This window comes from Streptomyces sp. NPDC022910, assembly GCF_055561075.1.
This window is the reverse complement of record NZ_JBVHHL010000051.1, coordinates 34,902-56,788: the sequence shown is the minus strand read 5'-3', so window position 1 is coordinate 56,788 and position 21,887 is coordinate 34,902. Positions and strand designations below refer to the sequence as shown.

Below are 21,887 nucleotides of genomic sequence, written 5' to 3'. Positions count from 1 at the left end.
GACCTCGGTCACGTTCCGACCGGAGGAGCGAACCAGCTCCACCGCGTCCCGCTTGAACTCGGCCGTGTACCGCTTGCTCATGTTGCTCTTGCCACCTCAACCTGGACTGCTTCCTCCGGGACCCAACCGTCCCAGTATCAGGCTGTCCAGCTCAGCGGGGGAACTTCACAGCGCACCTACCCCCTGCGCTCCTACGTGCGCTGTGCGGACGCCGCATGTTCGGCAAGACCAGCAAGGGCCGACCTCACTATGTCTGCTACCGCGACGATGTTCACCATCGCAACGCCGACTGGTTTCCCCACCACCCCAAGGCACTATGGGTCAGCGAGAAGATCCTCCTCAACGCGGTCCACTGGTTCTTCGGCGAACGCGTCCTCGGCCCGCGCCGTCGCGAACATCTCTGCACCCAGCTGGCTGCCGCAGAACCCTCCGTCAGCGGCGACGACGCTCAGAGAGCGGAACAGCTCCGCGACGAGATCAAGGTCATCGAACGCGGCAAAGAACGTCTCCTCGACGAGCTCGACGAACATGAGGAGGCCGGTGACCCGGAAACCACTCGTGAGTTCCGCCGTAGCATCCGCGAACGCTTCGATCGCCATGAGCGTAAGCGCCGCGAACTGGTCACCCGCCTCCACCAGTACGAAAAGCGGGCCGGGGGCGAGGAGGAGCAGAACGCGGATCTCATCGACTTCCTGCCCCGACTCGGCGCAAGCCTCGCGAAGCTGCCCGAAGCCGAGCAGCGCCGCCTCTACGACGCTTTTCAGCTGGAGGTCCACTACCTGAGACCCCGCCGAGAGATCCGGCTCCAGGTGACCGTCTCGGGTGCGACGGTCGAAGAGCTCGGCCGCTTGACGCGGCAAGTGGTCGCCCCGCTCACAGTGGCCGGTGCGGTGAGTGACCAGCCATGTTTTGGGCGCCCCCGGCAGGACTCGAACCTGCGGCCAAGCGCTTAGAAGGCGCTTGGTGGATCTTGAGTCGCACCCTTGCTGACCTGCCTTTCTTTTCGTGCCGCGCGCGTCACCGACTGGCCTTCGACACGCGCTCGACACGGCTCGGCCTACTCGTACACGGTCGCCGCTTGCAGAGCTCGGGCGAAGAACGTCCAGTCACCGCCGGGCGGCAACTCCCGGCCGGTGTTGCCGTACCAGCCGTCCGCGTCGTCGATCCAGGCGGCCAAGGCCTCCAAGAAGCTCGGAAGGTCCGCGTTCTCCCACGAGCTTCCTTCCTCGGCGTGACTGCGGCGCAAGGAACGAACGACCCCGCGCGGGCGCACGGGGCAGCGCCGCCATCGACGCGATCTTCGCGTAGCCACGGCCGGTCGGCAGGGCCCGTGGAGCGTGGCCCGCAGCCCGCCGCGGGCAAAGCCCCAGAGAAGTCCCAGAGATGCCGCCGCACCCCTCCCTGACCCGCTAAGTAGCGGGTCAGGGAGGGGTGCGGCGGCACTCGCGCATCAGATGTCCCGGAACGTCTCGATCTGCGCACCGACCGAGTTGAGCCGCTCGGCCAGGTCCTCGTAGCCGCGGTTGATGACGTACACGTTCCGCAGCACGGACGTGCCCTCGGCCGCCATCATCGCCAGCAGCACGACCACGGCGGGCCGCAGCGCTGGCGGGCACATCATCTCGGCGGCACGCCAGCGGGTCGGGCCCTCGACCAGCACCCGGTGCGGGTCCAGCAACTGAAGGCGTCCGCCGAGGCGGTTGAGGTCCGTCAGATAGATGGCCCGGTTGTCGTACACCCAGTCGTGGATCAGCGTCTTGCCCTGTGCGGAGGCCGCGATGGCCGCGAAGAAGGGGACGTTGTCGATGTTCAGGCCGGGGAAGGGCATCGGGTGGATCTTGTCGATCGGCGCCTCCAGCTTGGAGGGACGAACGGTCAGGTCCACCAGCCGGGTACGGCCGTTGTCGGCGAAGTACTCGGGCGTGCGGTCGTGGTCGAGACCCATCTCCTCCAGCACCGCGAGCTCGATCTCGAGGAACTCGATCGGCACCCGGCGCACCGTCAGCTCCGACTCGGTGACGACCGCGGCCGCCAGCAGGCTCATCGCCTCGACCGGGTCCTCGGAGGGGGAGTAGTCCACGTCGACGTCGATGGTCGGCACGCCGTGCACGGTGAGTGTGGTGGTGCCGATGCCCTCCACCTCGACGCCGAGCGCCTCCAGGAAGAAACAGAGGTCCTGGACCATGTAGTTGGAGGAGGCGTTGCGGATGACCGTGACCCCGTCGTGGCGGGCGGCGGCCAGCAGCGCGTTCTCGGTCACGGTGTCCCCGCGCTCGGTCAGCACGATCGGCCGGCCGGGGGTGACGGACCGGTCCACCACGGCGTGGTAGTGCCCCTCGGTCGCGGTGACGTCGAGCCCGAACCTGCGCAGCGCGATCATGTGCGGCTCGACGGTGCGCGTACCCAGGTCGCAGCCGCCCGCGTACGGCAGCCGGAAACGGTCCGTGCGGTGCAGCAGCGGACCGAGGAACATGATGATGGACCGCGTACGGCGGGCGGCCTCGGCGTCGATGGCGTTCAGGTCGAGGTCGGCGGGCGGCACGATCTCCAGATCGATCCCGTCGTTGATCCAACGGGTCCGCACACCGATCGATCCGAGCACCTCGAGAAGGCGGTACACCTCCTCGATGCGGGCGACCCGGCGCAGCACCGTGCGCCCCTTGTTGAGCAGGGAGGCGCACAGGAGTGCCACGCAGGCGTTCTTGCTCGTCTTCACGTCGATGGCGCCGGACAGCCGGCGGCCGCCGACCACCCGCAGATGCATGGGGCCCGCGTAGCCCAGGGACACGATCTCGCTGTCCAGGGCTTCACCGATTCGGGCGATCATCTCAAGGCTGAGGTTCTGATTGCCGCGCTCGATGCGGTTCACGGCACTCTGACTGGTGCCGAGCGCCTCGGCGAGCTGTGTCTGAGTCCAGCCACGGTGCTGGCGGGCGTCACGGATGAGCTTGCCGATGCGTACGAGGTAGTCGTCTGACATGAGGTTGAGGCTATCTCAGATATGAGATGGCGCTTCTTGGGGGGTCCGTTCGGGTGAGTGACCGTCAGTGACGCCTGGTGGAACGGGTACGACGCCACCCGAAAGGTCCCGGCAAATCCATCGATGTCGTACGACGTCCGGTACTGCTGCGCGTGTGACGTGGCCCGTGCCTACCGCCGGTGGTGAGGGACCAGGAGCGCTTGTTGATGTTCAGGCGTACTCCGGGCAGGATCCGGAAACTCTTGCGGAACGTGAGCGACATGCGGTGTCTCCTTCCGGTTGCCGACTCATGTCGGATACCCCGGCCAGGCGAACTGATGGCACCAAGCGGCCGTCCGCGCGGGGGAGTGGAGCGGAGGGTGTTCAGCCGGCGGATTCGACCGCCTGCGAGAAGTCGCCCCGGGTTGCGGCATCGGATCCGTGGGACTCCTTCGCGCTGGTCGCCTCGCGGAGGACCGTCCGCATGGCGCGGACGTCACGGCCGGCCTTCCTCCTCCTTGAGCATGTTGCGTTCGGCCGCATGGCGTAGCGCTTCCGTCGTTCGGCCTCCTGCCGGCCTGACGCGCGGCCGTGGTGAGCGCACGGGGGCGGCAGCGCGCAGGGCCGGGTCGGGCCGCGCATGACCATCCCGCGCCCATGTACTAGAGTTATCTCGACATCGAGATATCTGCCGAGGCGCCCCGCAGCCACCCGCTTGGTAAGCATTACCTAACTTAGTCTTACCTTAGCGGATCGGCCAAGCCGTCGTGGCGGCAGGATTGCGGTGGTACGCGCACATCAATGAAGGAGACTGTCGTGTCGGCGAACAGCTTCGACGCCCGCAGCACGCTGCAGGTGGGCGACGAGTCGTACGAGATCTTCCGGCTGGACAAGGTGGAGGGCTCGGCCCGCCTGCCGTACAGCCTCAAGGTCCTGCTGGAGAACCTGCTCCGCACCGAGGACGGCGCGAACATCACCGCCGACCACATTCGCGCCCTCGGCGACTGGGACTCGCAGGCCCGGCCGTCGCAGGAGATCCAGTTCACGCCGGCCCGCGTGATCATGCAGGACTTCACCGGCGTGCCCTGTGTCGTCGACCTCGCCACCATGCGCGAGGCCGTCAAGGAGCTCGGCGGCGACCCGGCCAAGATCAACCCGCTGGCCCCGGCCGAGCTGGTCATCGACCATTCCGTCATCGCCGACAAGTTCGGCACGAACGACGCCTTCAAGGTGAACGTCGACCTGGAGTACGGCCGCAACAAGGAGCGCTACCAGTTCCTGCGCTGGGGCCAGACCGCCTTCGACGAGTTCAAGGTCGTCCCGCCGGGCACCGGCATCGTCCACCAGGTGAACATCGAGCACCTGGCCCGTGTCGTGATGGTCCGCGACGGCAAGGCCTACCCGGACACCCTGGTCGGCACCGACTCGCACACCACCATGGTCAACGGCCTGGGCGTCCTCGGCTGGGGCGTCGGCGGCATCGAGGCCGAGGCCGCCATGCTCGGCCAGCCGGTCTCCATGCTCATCCCGCGCGTCGTCGGCTTCAAGCTCACCGGCGAGCTGCCCACCGGCACCACCGCCACCGACCTGGTGCTGACCATCACCGAGATGCTCCGCAAGCACGGCGTGGTCGGCAAGTTCGTCGAGTTCTACGGCGAGGGTGTGGCGGCCACGAGCCTCGCCAACCGCGCCACCATCGGCAACATGTCGCCGGAGTTCGGCTCCACCGCCGCGATCTTCCCGATCGACGACGAGACCCTGAAGTACCTGCGCCTGACCGGCCGCTCCGACCAGCAGGTCGCGCTCGTCGAGGCGTACGCCAAGGAGCAGGGCCTCTGGCTGGACCCGAAGGCCGAGCCGGACTTCTCCGAGAAGCTCGAGCTGGACCTGTCGACGGTCGTCCCGTCCATCGCCGGCCCGAAGCGCCCGCAGGACCGCATCGTCCTGGCCAACGCCGCCGAGCAGTTCAAGCAGGACGTCCGCAACTACGTGGACAGCGTGGACGAGGCGGGCCAGGAGTCCTTCCCGGCCTCCGACGCCCCGGCCGTCCACCCCAACGGCGCGCCGTCCAACCCGGTCCAGGTCACCGCCTCCGACGGGACGACCTACACGCTCGACCACGGTGCGGTGACGGTCGCGGCCATCACCTCCTGCACCAACACCTCGAACCCGTACGTCATGGTCGCCGCCGCCCTGGTGGCGAAGAAGGCGGTCGAGAAGGGCCTGACCCGCAAGCCGTGGGTCAAGACCACCCTCGCCCCGGGTTCGAAGGTCGTCACCGACTACTTCGACAAGGCGGGCCTGACCCCGTACCTCGACAAGGTCGGCTTCAACCTGGTCGGCTACGGCTGCACCACCTGCATCGGCAACTCCGGTCCGCTGCCGGAGGAGGTCTCCAAGGCCGTCAACGACCACGACCTCGCGGTCACCTCGGTCCTCTCCGGCAACCGGAACTTCGAGGGCCGGATCAACCCCGACGTCAAGATGAACTACCTGGCCTCCCCGCCGCTGGTCGTCGCCTACGCCCTCGCGGGCTCCATGAAGGTGGACATCACGCGTGACGCCCTGGGCACCGACCAGGACGGCAACCCGGTCTTCCTGAAGGACATCTGGCCGTCCGAGGCCGAGGTCAACGACGTCGTCGCCAACGCCATCGGCGAGGACATGTTCAACAAGTCCTACCAGGACGTCTTCGCGGGCGACGCCCAGTGGCAGTCCCTGCCGATCCCGACCGGCAACACCTTCGAGTGGGACGCCGAGTCGACCTACGTCCGCAAGCCCCCGTACTTCGAGGGCATGGAGATGGAGCCGGCCCCGGTCACCGACATCGCCGGCGCCCGCGTGCTCGCCAAGCTGGGCGACTCGGTCACCACCGACCACATCTCCCCGGCCGGTGCCATCAAGGCCGACACCCCTGCGGGCAAGTACCTCACCGAGCACGGTGTCGAGCGCCGCGACTTCAACTCCTACGGTTCCCGCCGCGGCAACCACGAGGTCATGATCCGCGGTACGTTCGCCAACATCCGCCTGCGCAACCAGATCGCGCCGGGCACCGAGGGCGGATACACCCGCGACTTCACCCAGGCAGACGCGCCGGTGTCGTTCATCTACGACGCCTCGCGCAACTACATCGAGCAGGGCATCCCGCTGGTCGTCCTGGCCGGCAAGGAGTACGGCTCCGGCTCGTCCCGCGACTGGGCCGCGAAGGGCACCGCGCTGCTCGGCGTGAAGGCCGTCGTCGCCGAGTCCTACGAGCGCATCCACCGCTCGAACCTCATCGGCATGGGCGTCCTGCCGCTGCAGTTCCCGGAGGGCTCCTCGGCCGAGAGCCTCGGCCTGACCGGCGAGGAGACCTTCTCGATCTCCGGCGTGACGGAGCTCAACGAGGGCCGCACCCCGAGCACGGTGAAGGTCACCACCGACACCGGTGTCGAGTTCGACGCGGTCGTCCGCATCGACACCCCTGGTGAGGCCGACTACTACCGCAACGGCGGCATCATGCAGTACGTGCTGCGCAGCCTGATCCGCAACTAAGCGCTTCGGTCGGCTCGTTGGGCCGCAACCCCGGCAACGGGGTTGCGGCCCGATGTCGTCCTGGGCGGGGGAACCGGGCCCGCTTCCCCGGACCCCAAATGGCACCGGCTCGGTCGGAACACAGGATTCCCTCAGTGAACCGGGACACGATCGCTACATGTCTGGCACGACTGTCCCCCGAAGCGGCCGCGTCCGTGTTCTGATCGTCGATGACGAGCCCGGGCTCACCGAACTGCTGTCCGTGGCCGTCACCGAGGCGGGCTGGCGGCCCTACCCCGCGGCCGACGGGCAGACCGCGCTGCGGATCGCGCGCGGCTGCGCTCCGCACGCCGTCGTCCGACGGGACGACGGGCCCGGGATTGCACCCGCGCTCCTCCCGACGGTCTTCGACCGTTTCACCCGGGCCGACACCTCCCGCTCCCGTGCCCCCGGCGCGCAGGGCGGTTCGGGTCTGGGCCTCACGATCACGGCCGCGATCACGGCGGCACACGGCGGCCGCATCCGGGTGGACAGCGTGCCCGGCCGTACGGAGTTCACCCTCGAACTTCCGGCGGCGGGAACGTCGTTCCCCGTCGGGGAGCCGCCGTCGGCCGGGAGGCCCCCGGCTTCGGCAGCGGCCTCCAGGCCGCTCGGCAGCCCTGCCTGAGGGACACCGCCTAGATCCAGCCCGCGGCCTGAGCTATCGCGAACGGCGCGGGGACCAGGGTCGTCATGCCGAGCCACAGGTTCAGCGGCCTGCCCTCCTGCCAGGGAACGAGGACGTCCACCACCAGGACCATGCCGAGGACGAACGCACCGCCCAGCACCGCGCCGAACGTCATGCCGACCGTGTTGTCCGGCGACCCCTTGGCGCAGCCGAAGCCGTCGGTGCAGGGGATCAGTGCGTATCTGGTCAGCAGCCACCGCACGCACACGCCCGGGACGATCGCGGCCAGTCCGATGAGGAGGTTCGCCACCCCAGCCGCCCACCAGGAACCGGCGGTGCCCTTCTTGCGGCCACCGTTCGTACCGGAACCGTGCACAGCGCGCCCTCTCCCCACTCGTTGCGTTCGTACAGGTAGATGACCAGGGGAGCACCCGGGTTGCCCTGCGCGCCCCCCAGTGCGGCCAACATCGCCCCCACGGGTGACGTCCCGTGATTTCAGGGTCTCGTCCGCGGCCCTGTGATGGTCGCGTACATGACAATGCGCAAAACGATGACCGAGCTCGACGGTCTTCTTCGGCGGCAGCGCTACCTGAACATCTCCGCACCACCGCTGACGCAGGCTCGGGGCGGACCGGGTGGCCGGTGTGTCGAGCCACCCGGTCCGCGAGCCGGTCCGGCCCGGGGGGAGAGGGCCGGACCGGGTGATAAGTGGCTTGTGTGCTACCAGTGGGCGCGACAACGTTGTCTAGATGGTCTGTACATGACTGTACTCCCTGAGCGGACAACGATGTCAAGACCGTTCGCCCGTAAGGCTGACGCGCCGAACCGGACCTCCTGAAGCGCCGACTCCGATCGGTGTCCGCAGGCGGTCTTCCGCGGTACAGGTGGCGCGCGTTACTGTCCCTGCGGCTTGTGCGACCCGTGGTGCGCGACCCGTCCGAAAGAGGAGGGGCCGCGTCATGCGTTTCCGTCCGACGTCCCTGCTGCTGGCCGCCGCCCTGGCGGTCGGCGGCGCCACCCCGGCGCTCGCCGCGAGCGCCCCACCACCCGATCTGGTCCGGGATCCCACCGCGTACGTCGACCCGCTCATCGGCACCAGAAACGGCGGCAATGTCTTCCCGGGCGCCGTCGTCCCGTTCGGCATGCTCTCCTGGAGCCCCGAGAACACCCGGGGCGACGCGACGAGAACGGTCGCGCCCGGCGGCTACCAGTACGACGCCACCCGCATCCGAGGCTTCAGTCTCACCCACATGTCCGGCACGGGATGCGCGGGCGGCAGCGGCGACATCCCCTTCTTCCCGTACTCGGGCGAGGTCACCTCCTCGCCGGCGAGCGACACCAAGGACGCGGTGTACGCCGCCGACTTCACGCACGCCGACGAGACCGCCGAGCCCGGCCACTACAAGGTCGGCCTGTCCTCCGGTGTGACGGCGGATCTGACGGCCACCACGCGCACGGGTTCGGGCCGCTTCACCTTCCCCGCGGACGCACCGGCCTCGGTGCTGATCCGAACCGCCAACTCCGAGGTGGGGTCGTCGGATTCGTCCCTCACGATCGACCCGGCGACCCGCACGGTCTCCGGCTCGGTCACCTCCGGCAACTTCTGCGGCTACCTCGACCCGGAGGGTCAGCGCAGCTACTACACCCTCTACTTCACGGCCCGGTTCGACCGCGACTTCACGTCGACCGGCACCTGGCAGGACGACAAACTGAGTCCGGGCTCGCCCCACGCGAGCGGTGACACCGGAGGCTTCTCGCACGGCGGCAGACCCGTGGCGGGCAAGGGAGCGGGCGGATACGTCCAGTTCGCGCCCGGCTCCGGACCCGTGAACGTCAAGGTCGGCATCTCGTACGTGAGCCAAGCGGGCGCGGAGGCCAACCTGAGGGCCGAGAACCCGGAAGGACGGTCCTTCGAGTCCGTGCGGGACGCGGCCCGCCGCGCCTGGCGCGAGCATCTGGGCGCGATCCGCGTCGGCGGCGGCACGGACGACGACCGCACCACCTTCTACACGGCGCTCTACCACGCCCTCCTGCATCCGAACGTCATCAGCGACGCCGACGGCCGCTACCGCGGCAGCGACGCCGCCGTGCACCGGGTGGGCCGCGGCCACGCGGCCCAGTACGGCACCTTCTCCGGCTGGGACATCTACCGCGACCAGGTACAGCTGCTGACCCTGCTGAACCCGGACACCGGATCGGACATGGCCCAGTCCCTGTACGAACTGGCCGGGCAGAACGGCGGAGTCTGGGACCGCTGGCTGCACGGCGCGAACGGCACGCACATCATGAACGGCGACCCGTCGCCGACCGTCCTCGCGGGCATCCGCGCCTTCGGCGGCAGGGACTTCGACCTGCGCGGCGCGCTCGACTCACTGGTGAAGGCGGCGACGGTGCCGACGCAGCAGGACCTCTCCGCCGCGGGCAAGCCGGTACTGTCGGTCGGCCAACGCCCCTCCCTCGACAAGTACCTCGAGCACCACTACATGCCGTCGGTGTCCAACGCGTGGGGCGGCGCGGCCGAGACGCTGGAGATGTCGACGGCGGACTTCTCGCTCTCCCAACTGGCCGCGGCGGAAGGGAAGAAGGACACCGCCACCACCTTCGCGCGCCGCTCCCAGTGGTGGCAGAACAACTTCAACCTCGCGGCCGATCCCAGCGGCGGTTACATCGCCAACCGCAAGGCGGACGGCAGCTGGGTCACCGGCTTCACCCCGGCGACCGGCAACGGCTTCGTGGAGGGGACGGCGGCCCAGTACACCTGGATGGTGCAGCACAACCCGGCCGGTCTGTTCGCCGCCATGGGCGGAAGGGACAAGGCGCTGGCCCGGCTGGACGCCTTCTTCCACGACACCGACGGCGGCTGGTCGTTCACCGGCAGCGGCGGCGACAAGTCCGAGCTGGACAACGAGCCGTCGATCAACGTGCCGTACCTGTACGACTACGCGGGCGCGCCCTCCAGGACACAGGAAACGGTACGGGCGGCGATGAACGAGCTCTGGTCGACGAAGCCCGAGGGCATCCCCGGCAACGACGACCTCGGCGCGATGTCGTCCTGGTACGTCTTCTCGGCGCTCGGCATGTACCCGCAGGTGCCGTCCCGGGCCGAACTCGTCCTGGCCTCCCCGCTGTTCCCGCGCGTCCACATCGACCGGCCACACGGCAACGACATCGAGATACGGGCCGAGGGCGCGGGCAAGGAGGCGCCGTACGTGCGGTCGCTGAAGGTCAACGACCGTACTTCCGACCGCCCTTGGCTCCCCGCTTCCTTCGTCCGGGACGGCGGCCGTCTGGACTACAGCCTCTCCGGGACCCCGGACCGCACCTGGGGCACGGACCCGGCCGACGCGCCGCCCTCCTTCCGGGAGGGCGAACAGCCGTACCAGATCGGCGTCGGACCCACCACCGCGACCCTCGCGCCGGACGGCAGCACCACGCTCGGTATCCGCGCCCTGGCGCTGAGCGGCGGCACGGGTCCCGAGGTGCGGTTCTCGGTCGAGACCCCGGACGGAGTGACGGCGAGCCCCGCCGAGGGCACGGTGAAGGACGGCGCGCAGGAGATCACCCTGACCGCGGACAAGGCCGCCCGACAGGGGTTCTACGACGTGAAGGTCACCGTGACCTCGAGGGACACCTCCTACGCACAGCCGGTGGCGCTGACCGTCGCGGCTCCCGGCACGCTCCTGGCCGCCTACAACAACACGGGCATCTCGGACGACACGGGTGACCACGACGAGGCCGACTACGACGGCGGCGGCTGGAGCTACTCGCGCCAGGCGCTCGCGGACGCCGGCCTCACAGCGGGCAAGCAGGGCACGGTCGACGGTCTCTCCTTCACCTGGCCCAGCTCGCCGTCGGCCCGCCCGGACAACGCGTCGGCGACGGGCCAGAGCATCGAACTCCCCAGTCCAGCGGCGAGGTTGAGCTTCGTCGGCAGCGCGGTCAACGGCAACCAGCAGACGAAGGCGACCGTCGCCTACACCGACGGTACGACGGACACGGTCGACCTCTCCTTCACCGACTGGACCGTCGGCGGCGGTTCCGGAACGGTCCAGTACGGCAACGAGATCGTCGCGAAGACGACGTACCGCAACGTCGCCGGAGCCGACAAGGACCCGGTGGCGACCTACGTCTTCGCCACGAAGCCCTACGACGCCCCGTCCGGCAAGACGATCAAAAGCGTGACACTTCCGGACAATGCGGATCTGCACGTGTTCACCCTCGCGGTGAGCTGAGCCGTGGCACCCGACGAAGGCGACCCATGAGGAAAAGGGGCGGGCGCGGAGGGAACTCCGCGCCCGCCCTTTCCCGCGTGCGATGGGTCAGGCCAGCAACTCCACCTCCGCCAGGGTCGATTCCCCGCTCAGGACCAGGCGGTAGTGGGTGTACGAGCCGGTGCGCGGGACCGAGAACGCCCTCGTCTGCCGGTCCCAGCGGAAGGATTCACCCGAGCGTTCGTCCAGCGTCGTCCACTGCGTGCCGTCCTGGGATGCCTGCAGGGTCCAGCCCGTGGGTGCCTTCGTGTGGTCCGCCGGGGACGTCAGGGTGTACTGCACCGCCTTCGTGGGGTCCGTGACCGGAAGGTCCACGCTCGTCACGCTCGCCTCCGTAGCCGACGTGTTGTCGAAGAGCGGTCCGTCACCCCCCAGCACGTCCGCACGCGGCGACGGCACCTTGTCGTCCTGCGTGATCGACACCGGCGCCGCGTTCTTGCCGGTGCCCCAGGCCGACGGCCGCGGACCCATGTCGAAGTCCAGCACCCCGCCCTTGGCCAGCAGCGCGTGCGGAAGCGACGTGGACGTCCACGGCTTGCCGTTCACCTTCAGGCCCTGGACGTACACGTTCCTGGTGCTGTTCTTCGGAGCCTTGATCACCAGTTTCTCGCCGTTCTCCAGGTGCACCGTCGCCTTGGTGAACAGCGGCGACCCGATGGCGTACTCTCCGCTGCCCATCACCAGCGGATAGAAGCCCAGCGCCGAGAACACGTACCAGGCCGACTGCTCGCCGTTGTCCTCGTCGCCGTGGTAGCCCTGCCCGATCTCGCTGCCGGTGTACAGGCGGGAGAGGACCTCACGGACGTTCGCCTGCGCCTTCCACGGCTGCCTTGCCGCGTCGTACATGTAGATCACGTGGTGCGCGACCTGGTTGGAGTGCCCGTACATGCCCAACCGGACGTCACGCGCCTCCGTCATCTCGTGGATGACACCGCCGTAGGAGCCCACGAACTCCGGGGAGGCCGTCTCCGGCGTCGCGAAGTACTCGTCGAGCTTGTCCGCCAGCTTGGCACGGCCGCCGTACAGGTTCGCCAGGCCCCGGCTGTCCTGCGGGGCCGTGAAGGCGTAGCCCCAGCCGTTCGTCTCCGTGTAGTCGTAGCCCCACACCCGCGGGTCGTACTGCGACGAGTCCAGCCGCCAGTTGCCCTGCGCGTCGCGGCCCTGGAAGAAGCCGGCCTTCGCGTCGAAGAGGTTGACGTAGTCCCGGGCGCGGTTGAGGAAGTACGCCGACTCGTCCTTGTAGCGCTTGTTGCCGGTCTTCTCGTAGAGCGCCTGGCCCATGCTCGCGATGCCGTAGTCGTTGACGTAGCCCTCCATCGCCCACGACAGGCCCTCGCCCGTGCTGGTGCTCGTGTAGCCGAGGAACGGCGAGGTCGCCATGCCCTTGCGGCCCACGCCGGACGAGGGCGGTGCGACCGTCGCGTTCTTCACCGCCGCGTCGTAGGCGGCCTCCGCGTCGAACTTCACGCCCTTCACATAGGCGTCCGCGAACGCCACGTCCGACGAGGTGCCCGTCATCAGGTCCGCGTAGCCGGGCGAGGACCACCGCGAGGTCCAGCCGCCGTCCTTGTACTGCTGCACGAAACCGTCGACCAGTTCGCCGGCCTGCTTCGGCGTGAAGAAGGAGTACGCCGGCCAGGTCGTCCGGTAGGTGTCCCAGAAACCGTTGTTGACGTACACCTTGCCGTCGACGATCTTCGCCCCGGTGTGGGTGGGCGTGTCCGGGCCCGTCATCGGGGAGAAGGGGGACGCGTACTGGTAGGCCGATCCCACCTTCTCGAAGCCGGAGTTGGGGTAGAGGTACAGCCTGTAGAGCGAGGAGTACAGCGTCGTCAGCTGGTCGGCCGTCGCGCCCTCGACCTCGATCGTGCCGAGCAGCTTGTCCCACGCCCGCTGCGCTTGTGCCTTGACCTCGTCGAACGACGTTCCGTCCGGGATCTCCTGGCGCAGATTGTCCTTCGCCTGCTCGAGGCTGATGAGCGAGGTGGCGAGGCGGAGGGTCACGGTGTGGTCGGCGCCCGGCTTGAAGCGCAGATACCCCTTCACCCCGGAGGCCGCCCCGTCCGTCACGGGTGCGTCGAACACGCCGTACACGAACAGCCGCGTCGCGCCCGTCGACAGGCCGGACTTCACGTCGGAGAAGCCGGTGACGATCCCGCTGTCCTTGTCGAGGGTCAGCCCGGCCTGCTCGGTCACATTGTCGAAGATCACGCTCGCGTCGTCGCCGGGGTATGTGAACCGCAGCACCGCCGCATGGTCCGTCGGCGTCATCTCCGCTTTCAGACCGTTCTCGAAGGTCACCCCGTAGTAGTACGGGCGCGCGGTCTCCTTCTCGTGCCGGAACGCCAGCTCCCGGGCTTCGCGGCCGGTGTCGGGGGTGCCGGAGGCGGCCGACGGCATCACCTGGAAGGTCTGCCGGTCACCCATCCAGGGACTGGGCTCATGGCTCGCGCTGAACGCCTGAATCGTGGGCAGATTGTCCGCGTTATTGGCCCGGGCGTAGTCGTACAGCCAGCTGAGCGAGCCCGCGTTGGTGACCGGCGTCCAGAAGTTGAAGCCGTGCGGCATCGCGGTCGCCGGGAAGTTGTTGCCCCGGGAGAAGGCGCCGCTGGAGTTGGTGCCGCGGGTCGTCAGCGCGTAGTCCGACAGATGCGCCTTCGGCCTGTCCGGTGGCGCGACCTTCAGGGAGAGGTCGTCCAGCCAGCCACGGAACTTCGCCGGCCCGTTGGGTGAGTCGTACGCGACCAGGATGCGGTCCACGGTCTTTCCGTTCGCGACCGATCCGATCGCCGAGACCACGTTGTTCCACTGGTTGACGTACAGGACCTTGGCCGCGCCCTGCCCCTGCGGGGTCAGCGGGAAGCCGTGCTGGTCGAGCGCCCCGAGGCCGCTGAGATAGGTGCCGTCCGTGAAGGCCAGGTCGACGGAGACGTTCGTGGCGTCGTAGTCCCGGTCCCCGTCCGCCATCGACGGGAAGATCCGGTACGACAGCTGGGTGCCCCGCTCGACGCCGACGTTCACGTCGAAGACCTTGTTGTACGAGTACGCCCGCCCGTTCGCCGTGTGTGTCCCCGCGTACCGCAGGGCCCGCTTGCCCGTGAAACCCGCGCCCGCCTTGGCGGTGGGGGAGCCGAAGGGGCCGCGGTCCACCAGCGTGCGCATGTCCTTGGGCGTGGGTTCGGTGCTGTTGCCCGTGGAGAACTGCACGTCGGCGAGCTGGAGAATGTCCGCCCCGTGGTTCCTGGTGAAGTCGAGCCGGAAGTGCTCGTACTCGGCCGGCTCGGCGAGATCGTACGAGTTCGTCTGGAAGCGCTCGCCGAACGACGCGTCGGTGCGCGTGTCGAGGGTCTTCCAGTCCTTGCCGTCCGTGGAGCCCTGAAGGGTCCAGTCCGCCGGGTCGCGCTCCGCGAAGTCGTTGGCCGACGTCAGCGCGTACGTCATCACCTTGACCGGTGCGTCGAAGTCGAACTCCACCCAGCCCGTCGACGCGAACGTGAGCCACTTGGTGCCCGGTTCGCCGTCGATCAGGTTCTCCTTGACCTCGCCGGCGCCCGTGTTCTCGGCGCTGGCACGGACATCGGTGACTTCATCCGTCACATTGCCCGGAATACCTGTCGTATACCCTCCGTCCACGCCGGACGCCCGCTTCGTGCCGTCCGCCGCCGTGTCCACGGTGTTCAGCCACGTCGGCGCCGGATCATCCGGTTCGAACGACGAGGTGAACTCCCGGCTGGCCGCTGCCGCTTGGACGGGCAGCGCCACGGCCGCGCCCTGTGTGGCCACCAGCAACGCGAAGGCGGCCGTTGCCACGACCGCCGTAGGAGCCCATCTGTGCCGAGATCTGTGCTGCATGCGCGAGCACCCTCCCTGCGCTGTGAAAATATGGACAACGTTGTCAATTCGCTGCGCAGGGACCAGTAGGTAGCCAAGTGGCCCGTGATGTCAAGGGTGTTGGCCGTGGCATTCGGGCTCAATGCGGCGGATATCCCCTTCGAGAGGCGCACGGGCACCCCTTATTTCCGCGAGGTCTCAACTCGGAAAAGCAAAGCGTCAACCTTGCATTCGATCTTGCCCAGTTGGCGGGAAGTGGACTATACCTGTCGGCGTCCGGGTCAGCCGTCTTCTGCGGTACGACGGCTGTGGGCAGGCACGACCGGGGGAATAAGGAGGCGGCGCGACCGTATCGGACACGACCGACTGCCCTGCCGTACCGCTGAATCCCTCGTGAACGACCCCAGCTTCACCATCACCGCGGTGCCGGGAGGATCCGGTTCACCGCCTGAGTCCTGGAGAAGGCGAGGACTTCAGCATGGGATCCACTTCCGGCGAGAACACCGCCCCCGAAGGCGTCGGCCGCCGTGATCTGATCAAGCGTTCCGCCGCGCTCGGTCTGATCGCCGTCCCCACGATGAGCTTTCTTTCCGCCTGTGCCAGCGGTGGCGGGGACGACCAGGGGAAGGCCAAAGCGGGCAAGAAGACCGCGAAGAACCCGCTCGGTGTCAATGACACCGCTCAGATGGAATTCGTATTGTTCGACGGCGGCTTCGGCAAGGAGTACGCCCAGGACGCGGTCAAGGTCTACGAGAAGGACTTCCCGAAGGCCAAGGTCAAGTTCTCGGCCACCCAGAAGATCCAGTCCACCCTGCAGCCTCGCTTCAACCAGGGCACTCCTCCGGACCTCATCGACAACTCCGGCGCCGAGCAGATGGACATGGGCGTCCTCGTCGGAAAGAACCAGCTCGCGGACCTGACCCCTTTGCTGGACGCCCCGTCGTACGACGATCCCACCAAGAAGGTCCGCGACACGCTGCGTCCCGGCATCGTGGAGATGGGCCAGTTCGACGGCAAGCCGGTCTGGATCCTGTACTACGCCTACACGGTGTACGGCGTCTGGTACTCGCAAAAGGCCCTCGACTCGCTCGAGGAGAAGTACCCGGAGACCTGGGACGAGATGCTCAAGGTCTGCGAGAAGGCCAAGAAGAAGGGCATGGCGGGCTGGACGTACGCGGGCAAGTACCCGTACTACCTCCCCTTCTCGCTGTATCCGATGATCGGCAAGGTCGGTGGTCGCGAGGTCCTGGACGCCATCGACAACCTGGAGCCCAACGCCTGGAAGCACCCCGCGGTCAAGGCCTGCTTCGAGGCCTACTACGAGCTCTACAAGAAGGGCTACATCCTCAAGGGCACGCCGGGCCTCGACCACATCCAGTCGCAGACCGCCTGGGCCAAGGGCAAGGCTCTGTTCATCCCGAACGGCTCCTGGGTGGAGAACGAGTCCGCGAACGTCATCCCCGGCGACTTCGACCTCGCGGTCTCCGCTCCCACCGGTCTCGACAGCTCCGACAAGATGCCGTTCGGCACCATCTGGGCCTCCGGCGGTGAGCCCTTCGTCGTTCCGGCCAAGGCGAAGAACGCCGAGGGCGGCATGGAGCAGTTGCGCATCATGCTCAGCGAAGCCTCGTCGAAGAACTTCACCGCCAAGGTGAAGTCCCTGACCGCGTACAACGGCGGTACCAGCGGCATCACCCTCACCCCTGGTCTGAAGTCCGGTGTCGCGGCGCTGGAGAAGGCCGGCGACAACGTCGTGAACCCGCGGCTCCAGGACTGGTACGTGCAGCTGCAGAAGGAGAAGATCGGCGTGGCCGGTCTCGGCGAGATGATGGCCGGTCGCCTCACCCCGGCCGAGGCCATCAAGAAGATCCAGGGCTTTGCCGACGAGGCCGCCAAGGACACGTCGATCAAGCACTACAAGCACCAGTGAGGATCCGTCACCAGCGGCAACACCCGCCCAGAGATCGGGGTCGGTAGCAATGCAGCACGGCAAGTACCGGTTCATTGTGGGGTTCCTGGCGGTTCCCCTGGGGCTGTACGCGCTCTTCGTCATCTGGCCGTTCATCCAGTCCATCTACTACTCGTTCACGGACTGGACCGGCCTGAGCCCCGAATTCAAGATGGTGGGCTTCGACAACTACAAGAGGATGCTCCATGACGACATCTTCTGGAAGTCGTTGCAGCACAGCCTGCTGTTTGCCTTGGTGCTGCCGCTGGTGACGCTCAGCCTGGCGCTGTTCTTCGCCTTCATGATCAATGTGGGCGGCCGGCACCGGAGGGGCGGCCCGGTGATCTCCGGCGTTCGCGGCTCGTCGTTCTACAAGATCGTCTACTTCTTCCCGCAGGTGCTGTCGATCGCCATCGTCGCCCTGCTGTTCGCCTTCGCGTACAACCCGGACAGCGGCGCGATCAACTCCCTGCTGCGCGGGATCGGGCTTGACAGCGTGCAACCGCTGTGGCTGGGCGACCCGAACCTCGCCCTGTGGTGCGTCATGGCGGTGCTCGTCTGGTCGACGGTCGGCTTCTTCGTGGTGCTGTTCTCAGCGGGTATGGCCTCCATCCCGGCGGATCTGTACGAGGCCGCGCTGCTGGACGGCGCCAGCCGGTTCACCACGTTCTTCCGGATCACCCTGCCGCTGTTGTGGGACACCGTGCAGTCCGGCTGGGTGTACATGGGCATCCTCGCCCTCGGCGCGGAGTCGTTCGCGGTCGTACAGATCATGACTACCGGGCCGGGCGGCCCCGACTACTCGACCACGGTCATGGTCCTGTACGTCTACCAGAAGGCCTTCCGTGACGGTCAGGCCGCCTACGCCACGACCATCGGTGTCGCCCTGCTCATCGTCACGCTGGCCTTCGCGGCCGTCGTGATGCGGCTGGGCCGACGCGAGCGGCTGGAGTTCTGATCACATGGAGACGACTGACACCCCCGCCCCCGTGCCGGCCGAGTCCGGTCTCCCCATTGCCAAGATCGACACGTCGGCCGGGAAGGCGCCCAGGGAGAAGAAGGAGGGCACCGTCCTCAACGTCTTCTCGCACGGGATCCTCGTCATCTGGGCCTTCATGGTGGTCATGCCGCTGCTGTGGGCGGTGATGACGTCCTTCAAGGACGACAGTTCCATTTTCGGCTCGCCCTGGTCACTGCCGGACAAGCTGCACTTCGACAACTGGGCGCGGGCCTGGACCGATGCCAACATGAGTGACTACTTCCTCAACACCGTTCTGGTGGTGGGCGGTTCACTCATCGGTACCCTGGTGCTCGGCTCGATGGCGGCCTATGTGCTGGCCAGATTCGATTTCCCGGGCAACCGCTTCATCTATTTCCTGTTCATCGGCGGCATGAGTTTCCCGATCATGCTGGCGCTGGTCCCGCTGTTCTACGTCGTGAACAACATGGGACTGCTGAACACGATTCACGGGCTCATCCTGGTCTACATCGCCTACTCCCTGCCTTTCACGGTGTTCTTCCTGACCGCGTTCTTCAGGACCTTGCCGACCTCGGTGGCGGAGGCCGCGTTCGTGGACGGGGCCTCGCACACCCGGACCTTCTTCCAGATCATGGTGCCGATGGCCAAACCCGGCCTGATCAGTGTGGGGATCTTCAACTTCCTGGGGCAGTGGAACCAGTACATGCTGCCGACGGTGCTCAACACCGACCCGGACAAGCACGTCCTCACCCAGGGGCTGGTGCAGCTGGCCGTCAGCCAGGGGTACAAGGGCGACTGGTCCGGTCTCTTCGCCGGTCTGGTCATGGCCATGCTGCCCGTGCTCGCCGCGTACATCATCTTCCAGCGGCAGGTGGTGCAGGGCCTCACGGCCGGCGCCCTGAAGTAGCCCCGGCTCTCCGCCGTGCCGACGCCGTCCCCGGCCGCCGGGGGCGGCGTCGGCGTGCGCGTCCCAGGGGTCTGTAGGCGTGTCCATGAACCCGGATGCGGTTCAACCTCTTGACGGGAGGCGACCCGAACGGCTCAGCTTAGAGTTCACTAGTTGGACATAGGCGGGGCCTCATCGAGGCGGCCCCGTGCTCAGGAGGTCGTCGTGGAGACTCCAGGGTCGCAGTCGTCGCTGCACCGAGCCAACCTGGAGCGGGTCGTACGTGCCGTGCGGCTGGCCGGCTCCCTCACGCAGGCGGAGATCGCGAGGACGACGGGCCTGTCCGCGGCGACGGTCTCCAACATCGTGCGGGAGCTGAAGGACGGCGGAACCGTCGAGGTCACGCCCACGTCGGCGGGCGGCCGCAGGGCCCGCAGCGTCTCTCTCAGCGGTGATGCCGGCATCGTGATCGGCGTCGACTTCGGGCACACCCATTTGCGCGTCGCGATCGGAAACCTCGCCCACCAGGTGCTCGCCGAGGAGTCCGAGCCGCTGGACGTGGACGCCTCGGCCGCGCAGGGCTTTGATCGAGCGGAAGAGCTGGTCAGCAGGCTGATAGAGGCCACCGGGGTGGACCGGTCCAAGGTCGCGGGCGTGGGCGTCGGCGTGCCCGGCCCCATCGACGTCGAGTCGGGAACGCTCGGCTCCACCGCCATCCTGCCGGGCTGGACCGGCGCCAGGCCCGCCGAGGAGCTGCGGGGGCGGCTCGGCGTGCCGGTGCACGTGGACAACGACGCCAACCTCGGCGCCCTCGGCGAGCTGGTCTGGGGCAGTGGCCGGGGGGTCAAGGACCTGGCGTACATCAAGGTCGCGAGCGGTGTGGGCGCCGGCCTGGTGATCGACGGCAAGATCTACCGCGGCCCCGGTGGCACGGCCGGAGAAATAGGGCATATTACTCTTGATGAATCCGGCCCCGTCTGCCGCTGCGGCAACCGGGGCTGCCTGGAGACGTTCGCGGCGGCGCGGTACGTCCTGCCGCTGCTCCAGCCCAGTCATGGCACCGATCTGACCATGGAAGGCGTGGTCAGGCTGGCGCGGGACGGTGATCCGGGCTGTCGTCGGGTGATCGCCGACGTCGGCCGTCACATCGGCAGTGGAGTCGCCAATCTCTGCAATCTGCTGAACCCGAGTCGAGTGGTCCTGGGCGGTGATCTCGCCGAGGCCGGGGAACTGGTTCTCGGGCCCATCAGGGAGTCGGTCGGCCGGTACGCGATCCCGAGCGCCGCGCGTCAGCTCTCCGTGTTGCCAGGGGCGCTCGGGGGCCGTGCGGAGGTGCTCGGAGCGCTTGCGCTCGCGCTCAGTGAGATGGGTGATTCAACCCTTTTGGACGGAACGCTTCCTGCGGTTGCACCTGCCTTCACTTAGAGAACGGATGGCACCGTTGCCATCTCGTTAAGGATTTACTTCTTGACGTCGCACGCGTGGCCGAGTTGACTTCCAGCCACCTCGGCCGCAACGACGCGGCCTCGTCAGGGAGGTTTCTGAAGTGAATACGCGTATGCGTCGTGCGGCCTTCGCCGTTGCTGCTGGTGCCATGGCCGTCTCGCTGGCCGCATGTGGCAGCGCCAAGGAGTCCGGTGGTGGCTCCTCCTCGTCGTCCTCGAGCGCCAAGAAGGGCGACGACATCAAGGTCGGTCTGCTTCTCCCCGAGAACCAGACCGCGCGTTACGAGAAGTTCGACCGCCCCTTGATCGAGAAGAAGGTCAAGGAACTCACGAACGGCAAGGGCACGATCGTCTACGCCAACGCCAAGCAGGACGCCAGCCTGCAGAACCAGCAGGTCGACACCATGATCACCAACAAGGTCGACGTGCTGATCGTGGACGCGGTGGACTCCGCGGCCATCAAGAACTCGGTCCAGAAGGCCAAGGACGCCGGTATTCCGGTCGTCGCCTACGACCGCCTGGCGCAGGGCCCGATCAGCGCCTACACCTCGTTCGACAACGAGACCGTCGGCAAGACCCAGGGCGAGGCCCTCCTCACGGCGCTCGGCTCCAAGGCCAAGTCCGGCAAGATCGTCATGATGAACGGCTCCGTCACCGACCCGAACGCCGCGCAGTTCAAGAAGGGCGCCCACGAGGTGCTCGACGGCAAGGTGAACATCGGCAAGGAGTACGACACCAAGGACTGGAAGCCGGAGAACGCCAACACCAACATGGAGGGCGCCATCTCCGCCCTCGGCAAGAAGAACATCATCGGCGTCTACTCCGCCAACGACGGCATGGCCGGCGGTATCATCACCGCCCTCAAGGCCGCCGGCATCTCCAACATCCCGGTCACCGGCCAGGACGCGGAGCTCGCGGGTGTGCAGCGCATCGTCGCCGGTACGCAGTACATGAGCGTCTACAAGCCGTACGCGCCCGAGGCCGAGGCCGCCGCCGAGATGGCCGTCGCGCTCGCCCAGGGCAAGGCGCTCGACTCGATAGCCAAGGACAAGGTCGACAGCCCGACCACCAAGCAGGTCCCGTCGGTTCTGGTCCCGGTCCAGTCGCTGACCAAGGACAAGATCAACGACACCGTCATCAAGGACGGCGTCTACACGGTCGCCGACATCTGCACCGCCCAGTACAAGGCTGCCTGCGACAAGATCGGTCTGAAGTAGTAGACCGAGAGTCCTTTCCCTGTAGGGGAATTCGCCCTTGAATTCCCCTACAGGACTGGCGAACGAAGGCTCCTCCGGCGCCCCGCTCTCACCAGCCCCGCAAGCTCGTAGCGGGGCGCCGGACGGAACATCCCCCCAACTTCTGCACAACCTCCCGCCGGTCAGGCGGCG

14 protein-coding genes are annotated in these 21,887 nt (G+C 67.6%); 9 read left to right on the top strand and 5 right to left on the bottom strand.

What is annotated here, in order from left to right:
- Positions 1-215 precede the first annotated feature (215 nt).
- Positions 216-953: a hypothetical protein gene (locus tag ACZ3TS_RS33160; RefSeq protein WP_467625262.1), complete on the top strand. Its 738-nt coding sequence runs from the start codon at positions 216-218 to the stop codon at positions 951-953.
- A 104-nt stretch (positions 954-1,057) separates the two neighbouring features.
- Here ACZ3TS_RS33160 and ACZ3TS_RS33155 read toward each other — a convergent pair whose 3' ends face one another.
- From ACZ3TS_RS33155 to ACZ3TS_RS33145, 3 genes are all read right to left on the bottom strand, one after another.
- Positions 1,058-1,246 carry a DUF7660 family protein gene (locus ACZ3TS_RS33155; RefSeq protein WP_467625260.1) on the bottom strand — a complete coding sequence of 63 codons (189 nt, stop codon included), beginning with the start codon at positions 1,244-1,246 and terminating at the stop codon, positions 1,058-1,060.
- Positions 1,247-1,450: 204 nt separating this feature from the next.
- Positions 1,451-2,980 carry a helix-turn-helix domain-containing protein gene (locus ACZ3TS_RS33150; protein WP_467625258.1) on the bottom strand — a complete coding sequence of 510 codons (1,530 nt, stop codon included), beginning with the start codon at positions 2,978-2,980 and terminating at the stop codon, positions 1,451-1,453.
- A gap of 64 nt (positions 2,981-3,044) precedes the next feature.
- A complete protein-coding gene (locus ACZ3TS_RS33145; protein WP_467625256.1) occupies positions 3,045-3,242 on the bottom strand; it encodes a DUF4236 domain-containing protein in 198 nt (65 codons plus the stop codon).
- A 533-nt stretch (positions 3,243-3,775) separates the two neighbouring features.
- Between ACZ3TS_RS33145 and acnA the strand changes: the two genes are divergently transcribed.
- Positions 3,776-6,493 (top strand): aconitate hydratase AcnA, encoded by a 2,718-nt coding sequence (gene acnA / locus ACZ3TS_RS33140; protein ID WP_467625253.1) that lies wholly within the window; start codon positions 3,776-3,778, stop codon positions 6,491-6,493.
- A gap of 157 nt (positions 6,494-6,650) precedes the next feature.
- The gene (locus ACZ3TS_RS33135) at positions 6,651-7,139 is read left to right on the top strand and encodes an ATP-binding protein (protein ID WP_467625251.1); all 489 of its coding nucleotides are present in this window, start codon (positions 6,651-6,653) and stop codon (positions 7,137-7,139) included.
- Between the two features lie 10 nt (positions 7,140-7,149).
- On the opposite strand, the gene ACZ3TS_RS33130 is transcribed toward ACZ3TS_RS33135, so the two are convergent.
- A complete protein-coding gene (locus ACZ3TS_RS33130) occupies positions 7,150-7,515 on the bottom strand; it encodes a hypothetical protein (protein WP_467625249.1) in 366 nt (121 codons plus the stop codon).
- Between the two features lie 583 nt (positions 7,516-8,098).
- On the opposite strand from ACZ3TS_RS33130, the gene ACZ3TS_RS33125 reads away from it, so the two are divergent.
- Complete coding sequence (locus ACZ3TS_RS33125; RefSeq protein WP_467625246.1) at positions 8,099-11,371, top strand: GH92 family glycosyl hydrolase; 3,273 nt, start codon at positions 8,099-8,101, stop codon at positions 11,369-11,371.
- 87 nt (positions 11,372-11,458) lie between these two features.
- Here the strand turns inward: ACZ3TS_RS33125 and ACZ3TS_RS33120 are convergent, their stop codons facing one another.
- On the bottom strand, positions 11,459-15,262 hold the full coding sequence (locus tag ACZ3TS_RS33120) for a GH92 family glycosyl hydrolase (RefSeq protein WP_467625244.1): 3,804 nt from the start codon (positions 15,260-15,262) through the stop codon (positions 11,459-11,461).
- Positions 15,263-15,719: 457 nt separating this feature from the next.
- On the opposite strand from ACZ3TS_RS33120, the gene ngcE reads away from it, so the two are divergent.
- From ngcE to ACZ3TS_RS33095, 5 genes are all read left to right on the top strand, one after another.
- The gene (ngcE, locus tag ACZ3TS_RS33115) at positions 15,720-17,171 is read left to right on the top strand and encodes an N-acetylglucosamine/diacetylchitobiose ABC transporter substrate-binding protein (RefSeq protein WP_467625241.1); all 1,452 of its coding nucleotides are present in this window, start codon (positions 15,720-15,722) and stop codon (positions 17,169-17,171) included.
- A 49-nt stretch (positions 17,172-17,220) separates the two neighbouring features.
- Positions 17,221-18,147: a carbohydrate ABC transporter permease gene (locus tag ACZ3TS_RS33110; protein ID WP_467625239.1), complete on the top strand. Its 927-nt coding sequence runs from the start codon at positions 17,221-17,223 to the stop codon at positions 18,145-18,147.
- 4 nt (positions 18,148-18,151) lie between these two features.
- Entirely contained in the window at positions 18,152-19,075 is a 924-nt protein-coding gene (locus ACZ3TS_RS33105) for a carbohydrate ABC transporter permease (protein ID WP_467625237.1), read from the top strand.
- A gap of 204 nt (positions 19,076-19,279) precedes the next feature.
- Positions 19,280-20,479 (top strand): ROK family transcriptional regulator, encoded by a 1,200-nt coding sequence (locus tag ACZ3TS_RS33100; RefSeq protein WP_467625234.1) that lies wholly within the window; start codon positions 19,280-19,282, stop codon positions 20,477-20,479.
- A 133-nt stretch (positions 20,480-20,612) separates the two neighbouring features.
- Positions 20,613-21,716: a substrate-binding domain-containing protein gene (locus ACZ3TS_RS33095; RefSeq protein WP_467625264.1), complete on the top strand. Its 1,104-nt coding sequence runs from the start codon at positions 20,613-20,615 to the stop codon at positions 21,714-21,716.
- Positions 21,717-21,887: the final 171 nt, after the last annotated feature.

Coding starts and splice junctions, on each gene's coding strand:
- ACZ3TS_RS33160 (WP_467625262.1), top strand. CDS start 216: ATGTTCGGCAAGACCAGCAAGGGCCGACCTCACTATGTCTGCTACCGC.
- ACZ3TS_RS33150 (WP_467625258.1), bottom strand. CDS start 2,980: ATGTCAGACGACTACCTCGTACGCATCGGCAAGCTCATCCGTGACGCC.
- ACZ3TS_RS33145 (WP_467625256.1), bottom strand. CDS start 3,242: ATGTCGCTCACGTTCCGCAAGAGTTTCCGGATCCTGCCCGGAGTACGC.
- ACZ3TS_RS33135 (WP_467625251.1), top strand. CDS start 6,651: ATGTCTGGCACGACTGTCCCCCGAAGCGGCCGCGTCCGTGTTCTGATC.
- ACZ3TS_RS33125 (WP_467625246.1), top strand. CDS start 8,099: ATGCGTTTCCGTCCGACGTCCCTGCTGCTGGCCGCCGCCCTGGCGGTC.
- ACZ3TS_RS33120 (WP_467625244.1), bottom strand. CDS start 15,262: ATGCAGCACAGATCTCGGCACAGATGGGCTCCTACGGCGGTCGTGGCA.
- ngcE (WP_467625241.1), top strand. CDS start 15,720: ATGGGATCCACTTCCGGCGAGAACACCGCCCCCGAAGGCGTCGGCCGC.
- ACZ3TS_RS33110 (WP_467625239.1), top strand. CDS start 17,221: ATGCAGCACGGCAAGTACCGGTTCATTGTGGGGTTCCTGGCGGTTCCC.
- ACZ3TS_RS33105 (WP_467625237.1), top strand. CDS start 18,152: ATGGAGACGACTGACACCCCCGCCCCCGTGCCGGCCGAGTCCGGTCTC.
- ACZ3TS_RS33095 (WP_467625264.1), top strand. CDS start 20,613: ATGCGTCGTGCGGCCTTCGCCGTTGCTGCTGGTGCCATGGCCGTCTCG.